This window comes from Calyptranema fuscum S582, from assembly GCF_055793305.1.
Genome location: NZ_JBSLYH010000060.1, coordinates 19834 through 36716, shown reverse-complemented (window position 1 = coordinate 36716; position 16883 = coordinate 19834). Strand labels below are relative to the sequence as shown.

At 48.0% G+C, this 16883-nt stretch carries 17 protein-coding genes; 7 read left to right on the top strand and 10 right to left on the bottom strand.

Going from position 1 to position 16883, the window contains the following annotated elements; all coding sequences use genetic code 11:
• Positions 1 to 123: 123 nt before the first annotated feature.
• Positions 124 to 1071 (bottom strand): NAD-dependent epimerase/dehydratase family protein, encoded by a 948-nt coding sequence (locus tag ACR6Z4_RS27920; protein WP_479720619.1) that lies wholly within the window; start codon positions 1069 to 1071, stop codon positions 124 to 126.
• A 6-nt stretch (positions 1072 to 1077) separates the two neighbouring features.
• Positions 1078 to 2139, bottom strand: a complete 1062-nt coding sequence (gene hemE / locus ACR6Z4_RS27915; RefSeq protein WP_479720618.1) for a uroporphyrinogen decarboxylase — start codon at positions 2137 to 2139, stop codon at positions 1078 to 1080.
• 171 nt (positions 2140 to 2310) lie between these two features.
• Here hemE and ACR6Z4_RS27910 point away from each other — a divergent pair, with 171 nt between their 5' ends.
• The 4 genes from ACR6Z4_RS27910 (at position 2311) to ACR6Z4_RS27895 (ending at position 4151) form a co-directional block, all read left to right on the top strand.
• Entirely contained in the window at positions 2311 to 2946 is a 636-nt protein-coding gene (locus tag ACR6Z4_RS27910; RefSeq protein WP_479720617.1) for an S-layer homology domain-containing protein, read from the top strand.
• Positions 2947 to 2957: 11 nt separating this feature from the next.
• Positions 2958 to 3152 carry a hypothetical protein gene (locus ACR6Z4_RS27905; protein WP_479720616.1) on the top strand — a complete coding sequence of 65 codons (195 nt, stop codon included), beginning with the start codon at positions 2958 to 2960 and terminating at the stop codon, positions 3150 to 3152.
• Positions 3124 to 3420 (top strand): Mo-dependent nitrogenase C-terminal domain-containing protein, encoded by a 297-nt coding sequence (locus ACR6Z4_RS27900; RefSeq protein ID WP_479720615.1) that lies wholly within the window; start codon positions 3124 to 3126, stop codon positions 3418 to 3420. Before ACR6Z4_RS27905 ends, ACR6Z4_RS27900 begins: the two co-directional genes overlap by 29 nt.
• 260 nt (positions 3421 to 3680) lie before the next feature.
• A complete protein-coding gene (locus tag ACR6Z4_RS27895; protein WP_479720614.1) occupies positions 3681 to 4151 on the top strand; it encodes a tetratricopeptide repeat protein in 471 nt (156 codons plus the stop codon).
• 209 nt (positions 4152 to 4360) lie between these two features.
• On the opposite strand, the gene ACR6Z4_RS27890 is transcribed toward ACR6Z4_RS27895, so the two are convergent.
• From ACR6Z4_RS27890 to ACR6Z4_RS27880, 3 genes are all read right to left on the bottom strand, one after another.
• Positions 4361 to 4561: a hypothetical protein gene (locus ACR6Z4_RS27890; RefSeq protein WP_479720621.1), complete on the bottom strand. Its 201-nt coding sequence runs from the start codon at positions 4559 to 4561 to the stop codon at positions 4361 to 4363.
• Positions 4562 to 4789: 228 nt separating this feature from the next.
• Complete coding sequence (locus ACR6Z4_RS27885) at positions 4790 to 6817, bottom strand: low-complexity tail membrane protein (RefSeq protein WP_479720613.1); 2028 nt, start codon at positions 6815 to 6817, stop codon at positions 4790 to 4792.
• 345 nt (positions 6818 to 7162) lie between these two features.
• On the bottom strand, positions 7163 to 8269 hold the full coding sequence (locus ACR6Z4_RS27880) for a metallophosphoesterase family protein (protein WP_479720612.1): 1107 nt from the start codon (positions 8267 to 8269) through the stop codon (positions 7163 to 7165).
• 263 nt (positions 8270 to 8532) lie between these two features.
• Here ACR6Z4_RS27880 and trmB point away from each other — a divergent pair, with 263 nt between their 5' ends.
• Entirely contained in the window at positions 8533 to 9165 is a 633-nt protein-coding gene (gene trmB / locus ACR6Z4_RS27875) for a tRNA (guanosine(46)-N7)-methyltransferase TrmB (RefSeq protein WP_479720611.1), read from the top strand.
• A 98-nt stretch (positions 9166 to 9263) separates the two neighbouring features.
• Here trmB and ACR6Z4_RS27870 read toward each other — a convergent pair whose 3' ends face one another.
• Positions 9264 to 10055: a cobyrinic acid a,c-diamide synthase gene (locus tag ACR6Z4_RS27870; RefSeq protein ID WP_479720610.1), complete on the bottom strand. Its 792-nt coding sequence runs from the start codon at positions 10053 to 10055 to the stop codon at positions 9264 to 9266.
• A gap of 192 nt (positions 10056 to 10247) precedes the next feature.
• The gene (locus tag ACR6Z4_RS27865; protein ID WP_479720609.1) at positions 10248 to 10976 is read right to left on the bottom strand and encodes a hypothetical protein; all 729 of its coding nucleotides are present in this window, start codon (positions 10974 to 10976) and stop codon (positions 10248 to 10250) included.
• Between the two features lie 507 nt (positions 10977 to 11483).
• Between ACR6Z4_RS27865 and psbP the strand changes: the two genes are divergently transcribed.
• Together psbP and ACR6Z4_RS27855 are read left to right on the top strand one after the other, a co-directional pair.
• A complete protein-coding gene (psbP, locus tag ACR6Z4_RS27860) occupies positions 11484 to 12026 on the top strand; it encodes a photosystem II reaction center PsbP (protein WP_479720608.1) in 543 nt (180 codons plus the stop codon).
• A gap of 34 nt (positions 12027 to 12060) precedes the next feature.
• Positions 12061 to 12660, top strand: coding sequence for a Maf family protein (locus ACR6Z4_RS27855; protein WP_479720607.1), 600 nt, complete (start codon positions 12061 to 12063; stop codon positions 12658 to 12660).
• 145 nt (positions 12661 to 12805) lie between these two features.
• On the opposite strand, the gene def is transcribed toward ACR6Z4_RS27855, so the two are convergent.
• The 3 genes from def to ACR6Z4_RS27840 all read right to left on the bottom strand — a co-directional run bounded on the left by def (position 12806) and on the right by ACR6Z4_RS27840 (position 16880).
• A complete protein-coding gene (gene def, locus ACR6Z4_RS27850) occupies positions 12806 to 13348 on the bottom strand; it encodes a peptide deformylase (protein ID WP_479720606.1) in 543 nt (180 codons plus the stop codon).
• A gap of 160 nt (positions 13349 to 13508) precedes the next feature.
• Entirely contained in the window at positions 13509 to 14606 is a 1098-nt protein-coding gene (locus ACR6Z4_RS27845; RefSeq protein ID WP_479720605.1) for a lipase family protein, read from the bottom strand.
• Positions 14607 to 15044: 438 nt separating this feature from the next.
• On the bottom strand, positions 15045 to 16880 hold the full coding sequence (locus ACR6Z4_RS27840) for an ABC transporter ATP-binding protein (RefSeq protein WP_479720604.1): 1836 nt from the start codon (positions 16878 to 16880) through the stop codon (positions 15045 to 15047).
• Between the last annotated feature and the right edge of the window lie 3 nt (positions 16881 to 16883).

Genomic DNA, 16883 nt, shown 5'->3' with positions numbered 1-16883 from the left:
ATTGAAAATTGCTGTAAACAAACTGTGGTGTGAGAGCCGCGCTCCGCGCGGCTCTCACACCGCAGCTGTCTAATTGGATGTAGAGGCAAAGTCTCCGCATCCAACTTATGGTACCGGGAGGCGCTAGACTCGACTCATTTTGAACAAATCGGCGATCGTGGCGCAATAAGGCACACGTCCGTATACCGCCGGATTAACCGGATTTTCGTAGGTAAAATGTCGATAGCTCAGGCAAAACCGATCCCAGGCTGCCATTTGCACCCGAAATAAAACAATGAAAAAATTTGCCAATTGAATAGATAGCGGAATCCGAAAATAAATCCGTTTATTCAAATAATCGCAAACCTCTTCCACTGCCTGATTGACTGTGAGGGGAGCATTTCCCAATACCAGTTGCCGCGATTCGCCCTCAGCGGGTGGATGATCGACCAAATGCACAACAACCTGGGCAATATCCAGCCCATGCATAAAATGAAAGCTGCCATCCGCCTTAAAAAAGCGAATGAAATTAATCAGCTTGGCAATGTCAGGCAAGCCTGCCGAAAGGTGGGAATAGGGTTTATTATCATCACCCCCAAACACCAGCGTTGGAAATACGGTTGTAATCTGAGGGGCGATCGCCAACCTGGGCAATTGCTTAAAACAACTATATTTGGTCTTAATGTAATCCGTCCCGATTTGCCCGGCCTGCTTCAGTAGATGATGATCTCGACCTAAAAGACTGGCGGTCGAAAAATAAATCACCTGCTGACAAACCTCTGGGTCAAGCAGATTCATCAATCGGATCGTTTTGACCACATTAATGTCATACGTCTCCTGCATTCCACCCCAGGCAGCTGCCGTTAGGATTGCCGCATCCATCGTTTTGAGCAAACGGTTAAACCGTTCGATCTGCTGCATATCTCCTTGCAACACCGTGATGCCGTCCCTAACGGTGCAGTCAACCTTGAGTTTCTCAGGATTCCGCACGAGCAAAAATAGCTCATGGTCTGTCTGTTGAATTAACGCTTCAACAACATAGTGACCAATGCAGCCACTTGCACCTGTGATGAAAATCCGTTTCGGAGACATGGGGATCTACGCGTGAACTGCCAGGAGCTTATCCACTTGCTTGGCAGTTTCAAAGAAGAAGGCAGCATTTTCTTCGGGGGTTTTCGGTAAAATACCATGCCCCAAATTCAAAATGTGTCCTCGGTTCCCCGCTTTGCGAATGGTCTCTAAAATGCGATCGCGAATAAATGGCTGTGAACCAAATAATGCACAGGGATCAATATTGCCCTGAACCCCGATATTGGGACCTAACCGACGTCGTGCTTCTGCCATGTCAACTGTCCAGTCAACACTGACAATATCCACACCGGACAATGCCATCCGCTCTAACAACCCTGCACTGCCGTTGATGTAGAGGATCACAGGGGTGTCGGGGTGAGCCTGTTTCACCTGTTGTACGACCCGTTGCTGATAGGGTAAGGCAAAGGCTTCATAATCTTGTGGACTGAGTTGCCCTGCCCAAGAGTCAAACATTTGCACCACTTGCGCCCCAGCTTCGATCTGAAAACTTAGATAGGTGGCGATCGCATCGGCTAGCTTGCCCAACAGCTGGTGTAACAGTTCGGGGTTCGAAAAAGCCATGCTCTTGATGACGGTATAGTCTTTAGAGCTTTTGCCTTCAATCACATAGGCGGCTAACGTCCAGGGCGCACCCACAAAGCCTAAAACTGTTGCTTCATTACCGACTTCTCGGCGCAACGTTTGTAGCGTTTGCTGAATAAAAGAAAATTGGCTCAAATCGATCGCATGGATCTGATCGATCTGTTCCTGGGTACGAATTGGTGGATCGATAATCGGGCCTTTGCTTTCGATAATGTCGAAGGGAATACCGATCCCCGGTAGTGGCGTCAAAATATCGGAAAACAGAATTACGCCATCGGGCTTAAAGGCATACCAAGGCTGAAGCGAAATCTCTACCGCAATATCTGGATTTTCAGAACGTTCCCGAAATGATGGATACTTTTCCCGTAGTTCCCGGTAAGCCTTCATATAACGGCCTGCTTGGCGCATCATCCATACAGGCGGACGGTCTAATATTTCGCCACGAGCAGCACGTAGAAGGTAGGGAGTTTGGATTGTTCCACTCATCTCAAAGCGTCTCTCTATACATAATTTTTTAGCAGGATTAGATTATAAGCGATTAGGGGGACACGAATTCAGCGTTTGACAGGGTTGCAACAATGGTTTGCAAAGAAACCCCTTAACTTCCGAGTTCGTCAAGTTTAATGGTGTGGTTTTTAAGGAGTGATCAATCCCAATATGCAACGTATGCAACGATTTCTCAGTGCCCTTTCGTTTACTGTGTTACTCACTGGTTTTTCTGCCGTCGCCCAGGTTCAGCCCCAGTTGGTTGATCCCATCGATCGAGTCGTGGCTTCGGGGTTAATGCAGCGAGACGCTAACGGAGACTTTCGCGCCGATGCCATCATGAGTCGGGCAGAGCTGGCGGCTCTTTTAGTCAGAACTTTTCGCCTGGACAACCGCACGCCCGCGCCTGGTGAGGTTCCTATTCCACAGGATGTTCCGCCCGATCACTGGGCTTACGAAGATATCCAAATTGTCATGCGCACCGGGGTTATGAGTGGGTATCAAGAGGGACGATTTTACCCCAACCAGTTGCTAACCCGCGCCGAAGCATTTTCTATATTCGCCCAAGCCTACGGTGTTTCCCAGTTTTCTGATGAAACCGTCGATCAGATTTTGGCATCCTATCCCGATGCAGATCAGCTTCCCAGCTGGTCGAGAAAATCAATGGCAACGGCTCTATATAGCGGGTTTGTCAATTTAGACGGCACGGATCAAATTCGTCCAGATGCCCCGATGACCCGTGCGGATATGGCGTATGCGCTCAATCAATTTTTGATTCAGGCACAATCTCCGGATGGGCTGCCTTAGTAATTCTGTGGATGCCGATAGGCAATTTCACCCGTTTAGCAAGACTTCATCTTAGCTTTAGCGAAAACACAGAGCTTTTTTTGTTTCCTTTAACCAACCCCCATGATTCCATTCGTATCTTGGATAAAGAAGCACCCGCTGAAGAGCGATCGCTCCATATCACAGGTAGTGAGCTTTATGACTTCATCCATTCTCAACGCAAATAAGCAGTCTCACACTGGATTCCTAAATCCGCTTCGTCAATGGTTAGATAACCTGGAAATCCACGATCCCAAAACTGCTCGAACGATTGCAAAACTCATCCCTTCACAATGCCCTTTTGAACGAGATCTGATTTTATTTGGTCAAAAAGTCGGACACATTCCACCGCTCTGCAAATTCAACCCTATCTACGAACAACTTGTTAGCCTCAGGTTTCGCTCACTTTGCTATCTTGCCGATGTCTGTGGCGAAGACATTCGGTCGTATTGCTAACTCTGATTCAGAGATCCTGTAGAGAGCGTTTTGCAGGTGAAACCAAAGGCTTCACCTGCAAAACGAGTAGACTCAATCAAAACTTTTGCAATGGGGTGCAGGGGTAGAACCCCTGCACCCCATTGCAAATTTATTACCTGTAACCCTAGGTCAACACGTCAGGCATCCCATTTTCTATAAATAATTGGTGGAACAGGCGCGATCGGGCTGACAGCGTTTAGGATAGTTTTTGATCAGCGAAACTAGTTGATGCGCTCAAAATGAATGATCACCCGGTTGAAGCACTGCTAGAAGACTTAAAGCATCCAGACGAACACATTCGCCAACAAGCAACCCAGGAACTGTGGCAAATTTGGTTTCAGCAGAAAGGGTTATATGGCTTGCAACTGTTAAAACGTACCCAATCCTTAATAGAAGCCGGTGCGGTAGAAGCGGCTGCGGTCTTGCTCACTGAAATTATTGAAATCCAGCCTGATTTTGCAGAAGCCTGGAATCGTCGCGCAATTCTCTACTATCTTCAAGGTGAGTATCCAAAGGCGATCGCCGACTGTCAACAGGTTATCTCACTGAACCCATTTCATTTTGGCGCGTTGCATGGCTTGGGGTTGTGTTACATGGGTATGGGCGACTATCGTCAGGCGATCCAGGCGTTTCGTCGTGCCCTATCGATCCAGCCCTATGCATTGGACAATCAGCGCATGATTTTGGAATGTACCACGCGATTGAATTAGAGACAGACAGGTGATGGGTCGAGAACGCCCAAAAAATGAACAAACACACTGAGCGGGAGGAACGTTGTTCCTCCCGCTCAGTGTGTTTTTAGATGGCTAAATCAGGTTGCAAATAGGGTATAAACAGCATTAAAACGTTCGCGAGGGGAACGTTTTAAAAAATTTTAGACCTGAGCCTGGTTAGAACCGAACCTGGACAGTTTAGATGCTTAGTAAGCCAAGGTTTCTAGAGTTTCTCTCAAATAACGACGTACGTCTTGATCGAGACCTGAGGAATTCAATTGTATTTCGTTGGAGCGCTCGAGCTGCCAACGTTTGAACCCGGAACTTTTGGCGATCGCCTGTTTTAAGTTATTCCAGATCTCCTTGTCTTCGGAAAACTGTACAGAGGGCATGGGAGGAACAGCCATATAACCTCGAAGAATGTTGGCAACGATACTACTGAACAAATCAACTCAGATAAATGACCTAATGAATCGATTAAAGAGATGAGAGCACTGCCAGTTAGGGATCTTAGGTCATCGAACCGCTAATCGATACAGTACTTAACTCTCTTATATAGAATAACGTAGTCATCAAATTGAGTTGTACTATTAATCACGATCTCAAAAAATCCTCCCGATGGATGACTTAAATCCTTATTCATCTAGTTCCGGTGGATTATCATGGCTGGTTTCGGGCTCGTCAGGACTGGCTTCAGCCGGGGTGGTATCGGCTTCGTGGGAACTGGCGATCGCTTCTGGTTCCGTTAAAACTGCATCGTCCGATGCTGCGCTTGCCGAGATAGCCTCTGACTCAGGTTCTGTAGTCTCGGATTCTGGGCTTTCAGATTCTGGATCTTCGGATTGAACAGGATCGGATTCCAGACTCTCAGATTCGACGAGTTCAGGTTCTGGGCTTTCGGATTCTAGATCTTCGGATTGAACAAGGTCGGAATCCAGACTTTCGGATTCTGGATCTTCGGATTCAATAGGTTCAGATTCAACGATTAATGACTCTGGTTCTATTGCTTCCGGTGCAGCGATCGCAGACATCTGATCTGATTCAAGATTTTCTGATTCAAGATTTTCTGATTCAAAATTCTCTGATTCAAGATTTTCTAATTCAGGACTGGCTGATTCAACTGCTTCAGGTTCGGTCGCCATCTCGTCCTGTTCAGCGTTGATGGCTTCCAGACCAGTCGCTTCCGCTTCCGAGATATCTGACTCTAATGGCATGGCGTCCAGGTCGAAGCTAATGGCTTCAGGGGTGGCAGCGATCGCATCCAGCTCAGAGTTAATGGCATCCAGTTCAGCGTCCATGGCTGCCGCTTCAGATTCTTCAGATATGGGTGAAGGTTCCTCCGTCTCAGAGGCAATCGCTTCGGGTTCGGCATCAGGTTCAGACTCAGAGGCGATCGCGTCAGGGTCGATTGGGTCGGGTTCAGTTTCTATAATTTCAAACGCAGATGCAACTTCCTCAAATTCTGTCTGCATCACGCCCAGTTCAATGGCGATCGCTTTGGATTCAGATTCGGTTGTTTCATGATCTGCTGGCTCCATGACTTGAGTAGCTTCTGTTTCTATAGATTCTGCTCCATAGATAGGGTCAGTGTCGCCGCTGATTTCAATCTCGCTTTCTCTGGCTAGAGCCTCGGTTTCTGTCGCCGTCAGTTCTAGCGTTTCTGAGTCGTCTGCCACTAGTTCTTCATCTTCTTCAGCGTCAGCTTCGTCTGCCACCAAGTCTTCCGCGACAGCGTCGGTAGTGACGGTGTCTGTTTCTTCCGAACTTTCTTCCAAACTTTCTTCCGAGCTATCAGCAACGAGGGTCTGATCTGCGATCGCTGGTTCGGTCATGATCGGATCAGATGATGACGGTTCAGCGGTTGGTGGCTCGGTAATGGGCAACTCGGTAATAGGCGACTCGGTAATAACATCGTCCGTTAGATCCGTTAAGGGTTCTACGGTTGCTGTGGCTAACGCTGCTGCTGCGAGTTCCTCTGGGGTGGGTTCCCCCTCGTCCGCAAACGTATCTTCCTCAACAAACGCCTCTGGGGTTGGGCGAACCGTCGATGCGGCAGGTTGGCGGGCGGGTTCTGCTATCATAGGCGGCAAAATTTGTTTGACCTGCAATCCTAAAACAGTGAACTCTTTAGCCACTTGCTCGGTTGGGTAGGGCGTCACGGCAGCGATCGCCGCATCGCTCGCGGTTAAAACCCGCAGCACACTGACAGGAACCTGCAAAAATAAATTGCCCAACAAAAAGGCGATCGCCGCAATCAAGATTGCGCCCAGGCGTCCACCCGGCAAATTTGGGGCGATCGCAAAGGCAACCGGAGCCAATTGATACAGCTGCCACAGCAGCCATGCCATAAAGACCGCTACCCCAATCGCCAGCGCTTGATTGGTCTGACCTTTAAAAAATCTCAAGAGCCGCCGTTGTTCTTCCGTCAGGCTTTCGGGTTTCAGTGCCAGTGCTACCAAGCTGAAGATGCAAAATGGACGTTGCCATTGCATCCACAACACGGGGGCAATGCCAGCGATCGCCACTAACAGAAACTCAACGCCGATTGGCAAAAAGGGATCACCCACTGCCAGTGAAACCAGGCAAATTTCTAAAAATAGCGGAAACGCGGCAATTCCAGCCAAATGAATCCACAGGTAAGGCTCAGACCAAAAAGAGCGCATAATCTCATTGCACCAACGGTATCCAATGTCATCTTAATACCGCAGGGTCTTGATCTAGGCTTAACTTCATACCTTGCAAACCAGAGGCAGATGATTTTTTAAAGACCTTGTTCTGCCAGGTTTTCATAAAATGAGAGTCCTAAAAAAGTCATGATTTTTTGTGGCGCGGGCGTCGCCCGCGCCACAAAAAATCATGACTTAAATACCACTACACAAAAATAATGGCGCTGCTGATTTGGGTTATGAAATTTGGTGTGCGTGCCGCGCTCTGCGCGGCACGCACACCAAATTTCATAGCAAATTAAGCCATGCCAAACTAATGTGCAGTGAATCGGGGGCAAACTGCTAGAGATTTAGGGTTGTGTGGTTATCGATAAAGGTAGGTTCACCCAAACTATCAATCGCTCCAAATCGCTTGAAGTATTGACGGGCTTTTTCAGGAAACTGAGGAAAATCGAATAGACTATCGCCATTGGCAATATCTGCCCAAAAATAGCGCAGATGAGGGGCTAACTGTTCTGCTTCTTCGATCGGAAAACTGAATGGCGGGTGGGTGAGTAATCGCATCATAAAGGGGAATGAGCGATCGCCCATCCATTCGCGGGACAGGTGTTGAAGGTTGTCCCAACCGGGTACTGACGTGATCCAATCAGTCTCAATCCGCAGCCGGAATGAGTTGTCTGTCTCGTCTCGAATTTGTAATACCCGGTACGGGTGAGGATAACTGACAAGGGAACCCGTGGTGATTTCATAAATTCCCTGCCAGGAGGCAATATCTTGCACATGCAGGTGGCCGGTGAAAATTAATTTCACTCCTGCCGCTTGTAACATCGGTAGTAAGGTAGGGGCGTTATCTAACATATATCGTCGCCCCATGGCATGGCGTGCCTGTCCCGGCAAATGTTCGATCACGTTATGGTGAATCATGACGATCAAAAATTCATCGGTCGCTTCTGCCAACACGGTTTTCAGCCAATTCAATTGCGCATCATCGATATAGCCCATACTTAATTGGGTACCGTCTGGGTCAAAGGCAATAGAATTTAGCCCAATCAGACGGACGCCTGGCAAAATTTCGTGGGTGTAGTAGATTTGATCAGGATTGGTATAGCCAAATTTTTGGTAATAGCGGGGAAAGTCTACGGTACCAATGGCAATCTGAGTGGGCGATCGCGTCACAATGTCATGATTTCCGGGCACCACATAAACGGGATAGGGCAACTGAGCCAACCGATCTGACAACCAGGCATGATTATCTGCCTCACCATGCTGGGTCAAATCTCCCGGCATCAACAAAAAATCCAAATCGAGTTGAGCCAGTCGATCTAAAGACTGCTCAAGCGCGGGAATGCTGACTTCTACCATATGAAATCGCTGAGGATTATCCCAAATGGTGTGAGGCAGAGCAATATGGGGATCGCTAATGACTGCAAATTGAAAGTTGAGCGTCATAGAAACTGAGCAAATGTGGCTTAAGACTAGATGGCTGGATTCTTACTTGTCTATTGTCACGGGTTTTCAGGGGGATTGTGATAAGATTCATTCCCTGGTAGTCCTCAAACCGTCATCATTTGCCACCCGAATTGCTACCCGATAGCAATTTTTAATGGCGTGAAGTACAAGGTATTGGGTGAGAGCCATGCTCTGCACGTCTCTCACCCAATACCCGTAATCTATCCAGGTGCAAAGCGTTATAAGCAAGGAGAGGTAACGTATTGGCTGTCGTCCGCGTTCGTCAACATGTCAATCCGCTGAGTCGGAAATATCAACAACCCATTGCTCCGCCAGACTGGCAAACTCTTTATGCACACCCCTCTCAACCTTTGCATTTAGATATTGGCTGTGCGCGCGGACTGTTTTTACTGGAGATGGCAGCGCTGCAACCCGAGTGGAATTTTTTGGGTCTCGAAATTCGAGAACCCCTGGTCGATCAGGCTAACCTCTGGCGAGACGAAATGAGCTTGACCAATTTGCAGTATCTTTTTTGCAATGTCAATAACGCTCTGCAACCGTTGTTAGCCTCATTGCCACCTGGAACTCTCCAGCGAGTGACCATCCAATTTCCCGATCCCTGGTTTAAGAAACGGCATCAAAAGCGGCGAGTGGTGCAACCCGAAGTGATCGACCAGTTGGCAGCTCATCTGGCTGAGGGTGGTACAGTTTTTCTTCAGTCTGATGTTAAAGAAATTGCGGTGGAAATGTGCGATCGCTTTCAAGCACACCCTGCTTTTGCCCGACAAACCGAACACTGGCTGGAGCCAAATCCGATGCCTGTCGCGACTGAACGGGAAAAATCGACTCTCTCTCGCCATGAACCCGTGTATCGAGCCGTGTTCATTCGCCAATAAAAACTTGAAGAAGCGCGACGTACAACTGAAGCTCCCTGCCTGATATCGGTTGAGATGGATGGTGGGCAAAGCCCACCATCCATCTCAACCCGTAACCATCAAGGAAACAAGATTTCTTGCTCTGGCTGGAAAATATAGTCGTAGTCAAATACCAGGGAGTTGAGATGGCGAATAATTGAAAACCCAAAATTAATCGCAATATCGGTTGTAAATGTTGCCATCACCAACTCAATCATTTTTTTCTCAGACATTTCTGGCTGCTGCACAAAATAATTGCGTCGCGCAAAGAAAATCCCTTCATCCCTCGGCACAATAATATTGTTGACCCGATGAGCATGTTGAATCGGTTTGATATAGAGGGTAATAAAGTCTTCCTGGTTGCGCTGAAGCCGATAGAGCCGCTCATGTTGTAGCCAGCTCATGCGAAACATCATCTTCAGCAGCTCAAACCCCAGAATGTAGTAAAATACGTTGTTGCGTTCTTCGGTGCTAAAAACGAGTCTGAGAGCAGATTCTAGATATAAATCGGGTTGCCGACGAGCATCCTGGGCAGAGTGTACATAAAACTGGCGAATGTAGCTTCTCAGGGTGGTTTCGGTTAGCTCTGTATCAATTCGGTATTCGTTTAAGTAAGTGTTGACTCGGTGCTTGGTATCTTTATCTTCCAGTTTTCGTGTAACTAAGCCATCAGCCGTATAGTCATCTAAAAACTCAGCTTGCAGTTCTGGGGGAGCTGCACACATGAGATGACAAAGGGATAGAACATAGCGACGCTGATTCCACGGCAAGCTTTCAAACCAATTTCTGGCTTCTACGGGTAAGCGACCTAAGATACTATCCAAACTAGCCCTCTTCAGCATCGGTGCTTTGAGTTTTTTCAATCGGCTCATACGGCTGGGTGGAATGGGTATAAGAGGATGAAGATTCCAGTTCAGTGGATTGCGCCATCTTGTATTAGTCTGCCCAGTTTCACGTAACTCTGATAAATCGGTGTTTCCTAACGCCGTAAAAACACTGAGTCGCTTTTCTCAAGCCAGTAAATTTGCGATCGCATTTCCGGGAAATCACTGAATCACCCTGACTTATCTGGCACCCGTACAATTTTCATCCAGACAGACGACTAAAACAGACTGGATTGTGGCTCCTTCATTAAAGACTTGCGTCTCGTTGTATCCACTACCCGGAGAATTATAAACTCCAGCCGTCTCGCCAGCGGCACTGCCTGTGCCAAAGGAAATATTGGGCGCAGGTTGGTTTTCAAACCGCACGTATTCTCTCGATTCGTTGTCGGTGTTGTAAGACAGCGTGGCTTTGCCGTAGGTGGCTTCAGCATCCTGGATGGTGCTGTTGGGACCGACCCCTGCTTCTGTTTTAAATTTAGGGTTGTCTGTGAATAGCCCTTGAATCACGCCAGTATCCGTGAAGGGTTCTCCTGCCAGGTAAAGAATGTAGTATTGAATCTCTCCCGCCTGGCTAACGGCGATCGCATCAAAATCGACGATGAACGGCGATTTCACTGTGAATTCCATATCTGCACTGGCTGTTTGTTTCAGTTCAGCCAGGGTCATGCCCAACTGAGCATTGCCGATGCCGGTTTGAGAAATAACGAGTGATTGATCCTGTGCCTCAGATTCAGCGGATGGTGCAGTCGTGGGGGTAACGCTGGGTTCAGCAGAGGCAGTCGAGACAGGCTCACTGGGGGGTGCTTCCCCCACCGATGAAGGGGTTGGGGAGGCACAGCTCGATAACAGCAAAAGTGCTGCGATGGGCAGTTGAGCTTTGAATAACACGGGTTTAAACAGTTTGAACACAATCAGCCAAGAATTAAGGACGATAGCAATCTAATCAGAATGGGACTCTAGTACACCAACTTAAAAGTTTTAGAGGGGGTGGAGGGGGTAAAACCCCCTCTTGGGGGCGCAGCCCCCAAACCCCCATGTTGCAAAATCTCGTGTTTGCAACACTAGCGCTGTGCGGGTTGATTCGGCGCGGTGTTGTGGGGCGCTTTGCGTCTGACAACGCCGTTTCTGTACTTCACGAACGTGCATACCGCTATAGATGAGATCAGGGGGGGCAGTACCATCCTATCTGATTTGGAAAAATGCCTGTTTTTCACAGGGGCGTTTCTACGTTACGTTCAGTGTACCAAGACTGGATAGAATCTCGCTGGAACCGTTCATGCAGGTGATTTAAGCCAAGTTGGGCTGCGATCGCAGCCGATCCAAAAGCAACATTTCATAATAGGCTCTCAAACCAATGTGGCAAGAAGGTGGCACTTGATGGGAAAATTAAGGCTGAGACAAAGAGGAATCTAAGAAATGCTGAGACGAATTGCAGCGATCGCCCTGGTGATCTTGAGCCTAAGCTTGCAGAGTTGTGTTTCAGCGGTAGCAGGCTTGAGAAGCTACGTCGATACCTACGATGGTTATCAGTTTCTCCATCCCAATGGCTGGGAGCAAGTGGATGTCAAAGATGGGCCTGATGTGGTGTTGCATGATTTGATCGAAGAAACTGAAAACGTCAGCGTCGTGATCAGCCCGGTTCCAGGCGATAAAACGCTGAAAGAGTTGGGTACGCCCAGCGAAGTGGGTTATAAGTTATCTAAAAATGCGATCGCACCTCCCGGCTCCGGTCGAGAAGCCGAGTTGATCAGCGCTGAAGCGTATGAGCAGGGGCCTACGACCTATTACCAGCTGGAATATGCGGTCAAACTGGCAAACAACCAGGAACGTCATAATCTTGCCAGCGTCGCGGTTCGTCGCGGTCAACTGTTTACGCTGAATGTATCCACCACAGAGAGTCGGTGGCAAAAGCTACAAAGCACCTTTCATAAAGTGGTCAATTCCTTTCAGGTGTATTGATTTTTAGGTAATGGTATTCATGTAATGATTCTTTATGGGCGTTCCTCCTCTCGTGCTGGCTTCTGCATCCCCGGCTCGACGGCAGTTGCTAGAAAGCGCCGGATTTCGCTTGACCATTCGTCCCAGTGATTTTGATGAAGCTGCGGTTCAGGTGTCAGACCCGGATGTGCTGGTTCGTACCCTGGCTCAAGGCAAAGCCGGTGCGATCGCCGCTCAATTTACAGATGCGTTAATTTTGGGCTGTGATTCTGTTTTATCGCTGAATGGCGAAATTCATGGCAAACCCAAGGATGAAGCAGAGGCGATCGCCCGTTGGCATCAGATGCGCGGTCAGGTTGGGGAACTGTATACGGGTCATGCACTGATCGACCAAACCCAACGAAAAACCCGAGTTGTCAGCCGAGTGACGCAGGTCTATTTTGCCAATGTCAGCGATCGCCAGATCGAAGCCTACATTGCAACGGGTGAACCGCTGAACTGTGCCGGATGTTTTGCTCTGGAAGGGCAAGGTAGCCTGTTTATTGACAAAATTGACGGTTGTTACACTAACGTCATTGGGTTAAGTATGCCGTTGCTGCGTCAAATGCTAGCAGACCTGGGCTACGAGACGATTGATTTTTGGCGAAGTAAATAAAATTTTAGAATGCTGTGCTGCCCGCGCAGCGGGCAGCACAGCATTCTAAAACTGGGTTACGGAGTAACTTAGGAACTAGAACTAAAATTCCAGTTTTGTTGAGGCGCGGCTCCGCCGCGCCTCAACAAAACTGGAATTTGATTAATTAGCAGATCGTTGAGCTAACCGCTATTCGCTTTAAATATTCTTGCTCGGTGACCATATCGTGCGTACTGTCCAATCGATCTAAAAACACTAAGCCTTGCAGATGATCAAATTCGTGTTGAAAGATGCGGGCAACAAAGCCACTGAGGTGTTGTCGTTTGCGATCGCCATCACGAGTGGTGTACTCTACCTCAATCTCCTGATAACGCGGCACTAAACCCCGAATCCCTGGAATGCTAAGGCATCCTTCCCAATCTTTGACGATTTCTTCAGAATGGCTGACCAGCTCCGGATTAATCATCGGGGTCGGCTCCATGTCTGGCGCATGGGGATAGCGGATATTGGGTCGGGAAGCCACCACTAATAAACGCTGAGAACGGGCAACCTGGGGAGCGGCGATGCCCACGCCATTGGATTGCCGCAACGTCACAATTAATTCATCAATCAGGGTTTGTACAGCGATCGATTGGCTGTCGTCGATCGGTTGAGCGATTTGACGTAAGGTAGGATTGCCTAACTGAGAGATTTGTAAGGGTTCAGTCATAATTAGTACGACCTTCGATGTTGATAGAGGATTGGGATACGGTTAAAAACTTGATTTTAAATCTGATGCAGATGGTGCAGGTCTTTAGGTTTTATCTCAACTTGGGCTGGACCTCATCCCTCTGGAGAACTGGGTTTTGTCATCAGGAACCCCCAGTGTTTTAGCTATCGTGCTTCGCGTTGGGCGATCGCAGTAACCGATCGATGATCTCTCGTTCATAAAAATAGGCTTTATGAGATTTGCCTGTCCAGGCATCCCACAGAGAGATTTCACGCATCGCTTTACAGCCTTCAAACTTATCGGGAACAATGCCATGAACGGGGGTTTTGGTACACAACCAATCTCGATCTGCGTAATAGTCCGTCCAACTGGCGACCAGTGGATTGTTTAAGCATTTTTCAATGGCATGATGAATCCAGGGCGATTTCAGCGAGAGCAATTTCAAGGGACCGCCCAGTGTAACGTAGTGAATCGGTTGGCAAAAGCGATCGCCCGTATCCGCTAACATTTCTGTGCTGATCAAGGTACCAAAACTATGGGCGACAATCGTGACCCGATCATAGTCTGTATTGTTTAGCACACAGGTCAGTGTTTCTAACATGCGTCTGCGCAGCCGAAGGCGAATACTTTCGCCAGTTGCCTCATCAATTGTGTCCTGCAAATATTGCCGAGTAAAGTCCGTCGCATCAATCAATTGATCAATCCGAATAAAGCTCAGCACAATGCTAATGCTCACCCAGACCGACCAGCCACCCAACACATCACCCCACTGACCCAAAAACTCTGACCAATGTCCTGGTAATGCCGTACCAAAAAAAGCTGGATCGCTACCGATCGCTGTCAATGCCATGGTCACAGTGCCGTAGTACCACAACAGGATCAGAAATAAAGAAAAGATCGAGGTCAATACCATCGTCGGGCATTCCCGAAACGACATCCAGATCTTGGAAAACGACCAGTACATCAGCAAAGAAATTCCTCGAATCACCTTTTCTTTGAGGCTTTCTGTACTCAGTTTTTGGATCAAGTCAAACCAGTAGGCTTCATAGAGATCAATGGTTTTAGTCTCGCCAGAATAAAACTTAACTGCCAATTGCTTGCCTTTGCAACCCTCAATTAAAATCTCCCCGGTTTCTCGCACATCCGCCGAAATTGCTCCTTTAACCAGCCCTCGAATCAGATATGCATTGAGGAAATAATCTTTTTCGTTGGTAAATAGCCCCGGAATGAATACGATCGCCTCTCTGCCCGTCACCATACTGCATTAATCCTTCATCACATATTAGATCTATACCCCGTTTACAGCGTTTTGCGCTTGAGTAAGCCATAGTTATTTTTGTGAGAGCCGCGCGGAGCGCGGCTCTCACAAAAATAACCTGGTTATAAGCGATTGAAAATCGCTGTAACTGGAGAAGGATGAAGGTCTGTTTTAAAAGTTGTTTTTTCGTGCGCTTTGCGCGCGAAAAAACAACCCTCTTAGGATTGTGGATTCAATAAGATTGAATATTGAATCGTTTGGAGAAGCGAACGGCCGTTCGCCCGTACAACAAATCATCGGAGTTATTTAATTCCCATTCCTTAGCAAGTTTTAAAGCATGCTCTGGGGATTTAACAAAACCGAAGTTTTATGGGTGGAAGCGCGGCGACGACGCGCTTCCACGGGTGACGATGGGGTTAACAGTGGATCTGACAGATTTTACCCACGTAATAAGAAATCAGACGTTGCTGGTTTTGAATATGCCGTTAAAGGCGTATCTGTTCCTAGTTGTAGAGCGTAGAGATTGGCGTAGACACCGTGTTGTTCGATCAGCTGAGCATGCGTTCCCTGCTCCACAATTTGTCCCTGCTGGATGACTAACACTTGATCTGCTTGTGTCACCGTGCTAAGGCGATGAGCAATGACAAAACTGGTACGTTCTTTGAGCAAACGGGCGATCGCATCTTGTACCAATGCTTCTGTCCGAGTATCAATACTACTGGTCGCTTCATCAAGAATCAGAATCCGAGGATTGATCAAAATAGCACGGGCAATACTAACTAATTGCCGCTGCCCCTGACTCAGGGGTGCGCCGCGTTCGCCCAAACGGGTGCTATATCCCTGCGGTAATGACGTGATAAATTCATGCACATTGGCAGCCTGGGCAGCCGCTTCGATATCAGCTTGAGTCGCATCGGGGATACCAAACGCAATATTGTCAGCAACGGTGCCACTAAATAAGAGATTGTCTTGTAGGACAATACCAATTTGCCGTCGCAGGCTCGCCTGGGTGACATGACGCACATCAATCCCATCGATTTTGACTGCACCCGACGACACATCATAGAAGCGCAAAATCAAATTGATGATTGTACTTTTTCCGGCTCCAGTGGGACCGACTAACGCAATCATTTGTCCGGGTTGGGCATGGAGATTAACGCCTTTGAGCACTAATTGACTGGCACTATAGCCAAATGTGACCGTTTCAAACGTCACATCACCCTGAATCGGTGGCATTTCACTTGCATCCGGTGCATCATTTAGCGAGGATGGTTCATCTAACAACAGGAAGATCCGATCCAGCCCCGCCAAAGCCGACTGCGCCTGAGTATAGAACTGACTGAGGATTTGGATCGGGCGAAAAAATTGCTGCACGTAGAGCAAAAATGATGTCACCACCCCAACCGTCACCACACCCGTTACTGCCAGATAACCGCCATATGCCAACACGGCTGCTGTTGCCAGGGTATTGAGAAAATCAATAGAGGGCAAAAACGCTGCTGTAATGGCGACCGCTTGTACATTGGCATCACGATTGGCAGCATTCAAACTATCGAATTCTTCAATATTAAGTTGTACCCGGTTAAAAGCCTGGGCTTCTTTGACACTGCCAATATCTTCTTCTAATTTGGCAGAGAGTTCGCCAATCGTAGCGCGAGTCACCCGAAATCTGGCTCTTGCCCAGCGCGAAAATAAGCCCGTCGTAAAAATCATCAACGGGACTACCAGATTGCTGAGCAACCCCAGTTGCAGGTTGATCGAAAACATGGCGATAACAATGCCCACCAGACTGAACAAGTTGCCCAACATCTGGGCGATCGTTTGTCCAAATGCTTGATTCACCGTGTTCACATCATTGAGCAAGCGGCTCATGAGATCGCCCGTTTCACTGCGATCAAAAAAGCTAACGGGCAAGCTTTGAATTTTATTAAAAATATCCTGCCGCAGTTGAGCCAGCAGCCGCTGCATAATCCAACCCACCCGAATAATCTGACCTCGAATGGCAGAGATGCCCAGAATATAGATGACTGCCAGGATCGTCAGCATCAGCAAGAGTCCGGGCAGGTTGCCTTTGACGATGAGATTGTCAATCGACCAACCAATGAGAAAAGGACCCAGAGACTGAGTGATTGCGCCCAGTGATACTAATAACAGAGCGACGGGAATTTCGTTGCGGTAGGGTTGTAGATACCCTAGAAGTCGCCGTAAGGTAGATCGTTTTAGAGTCGGCTTTTGATCTGGCTTTTGATCTGGTTTTCGATCCGATGCAATCATAAG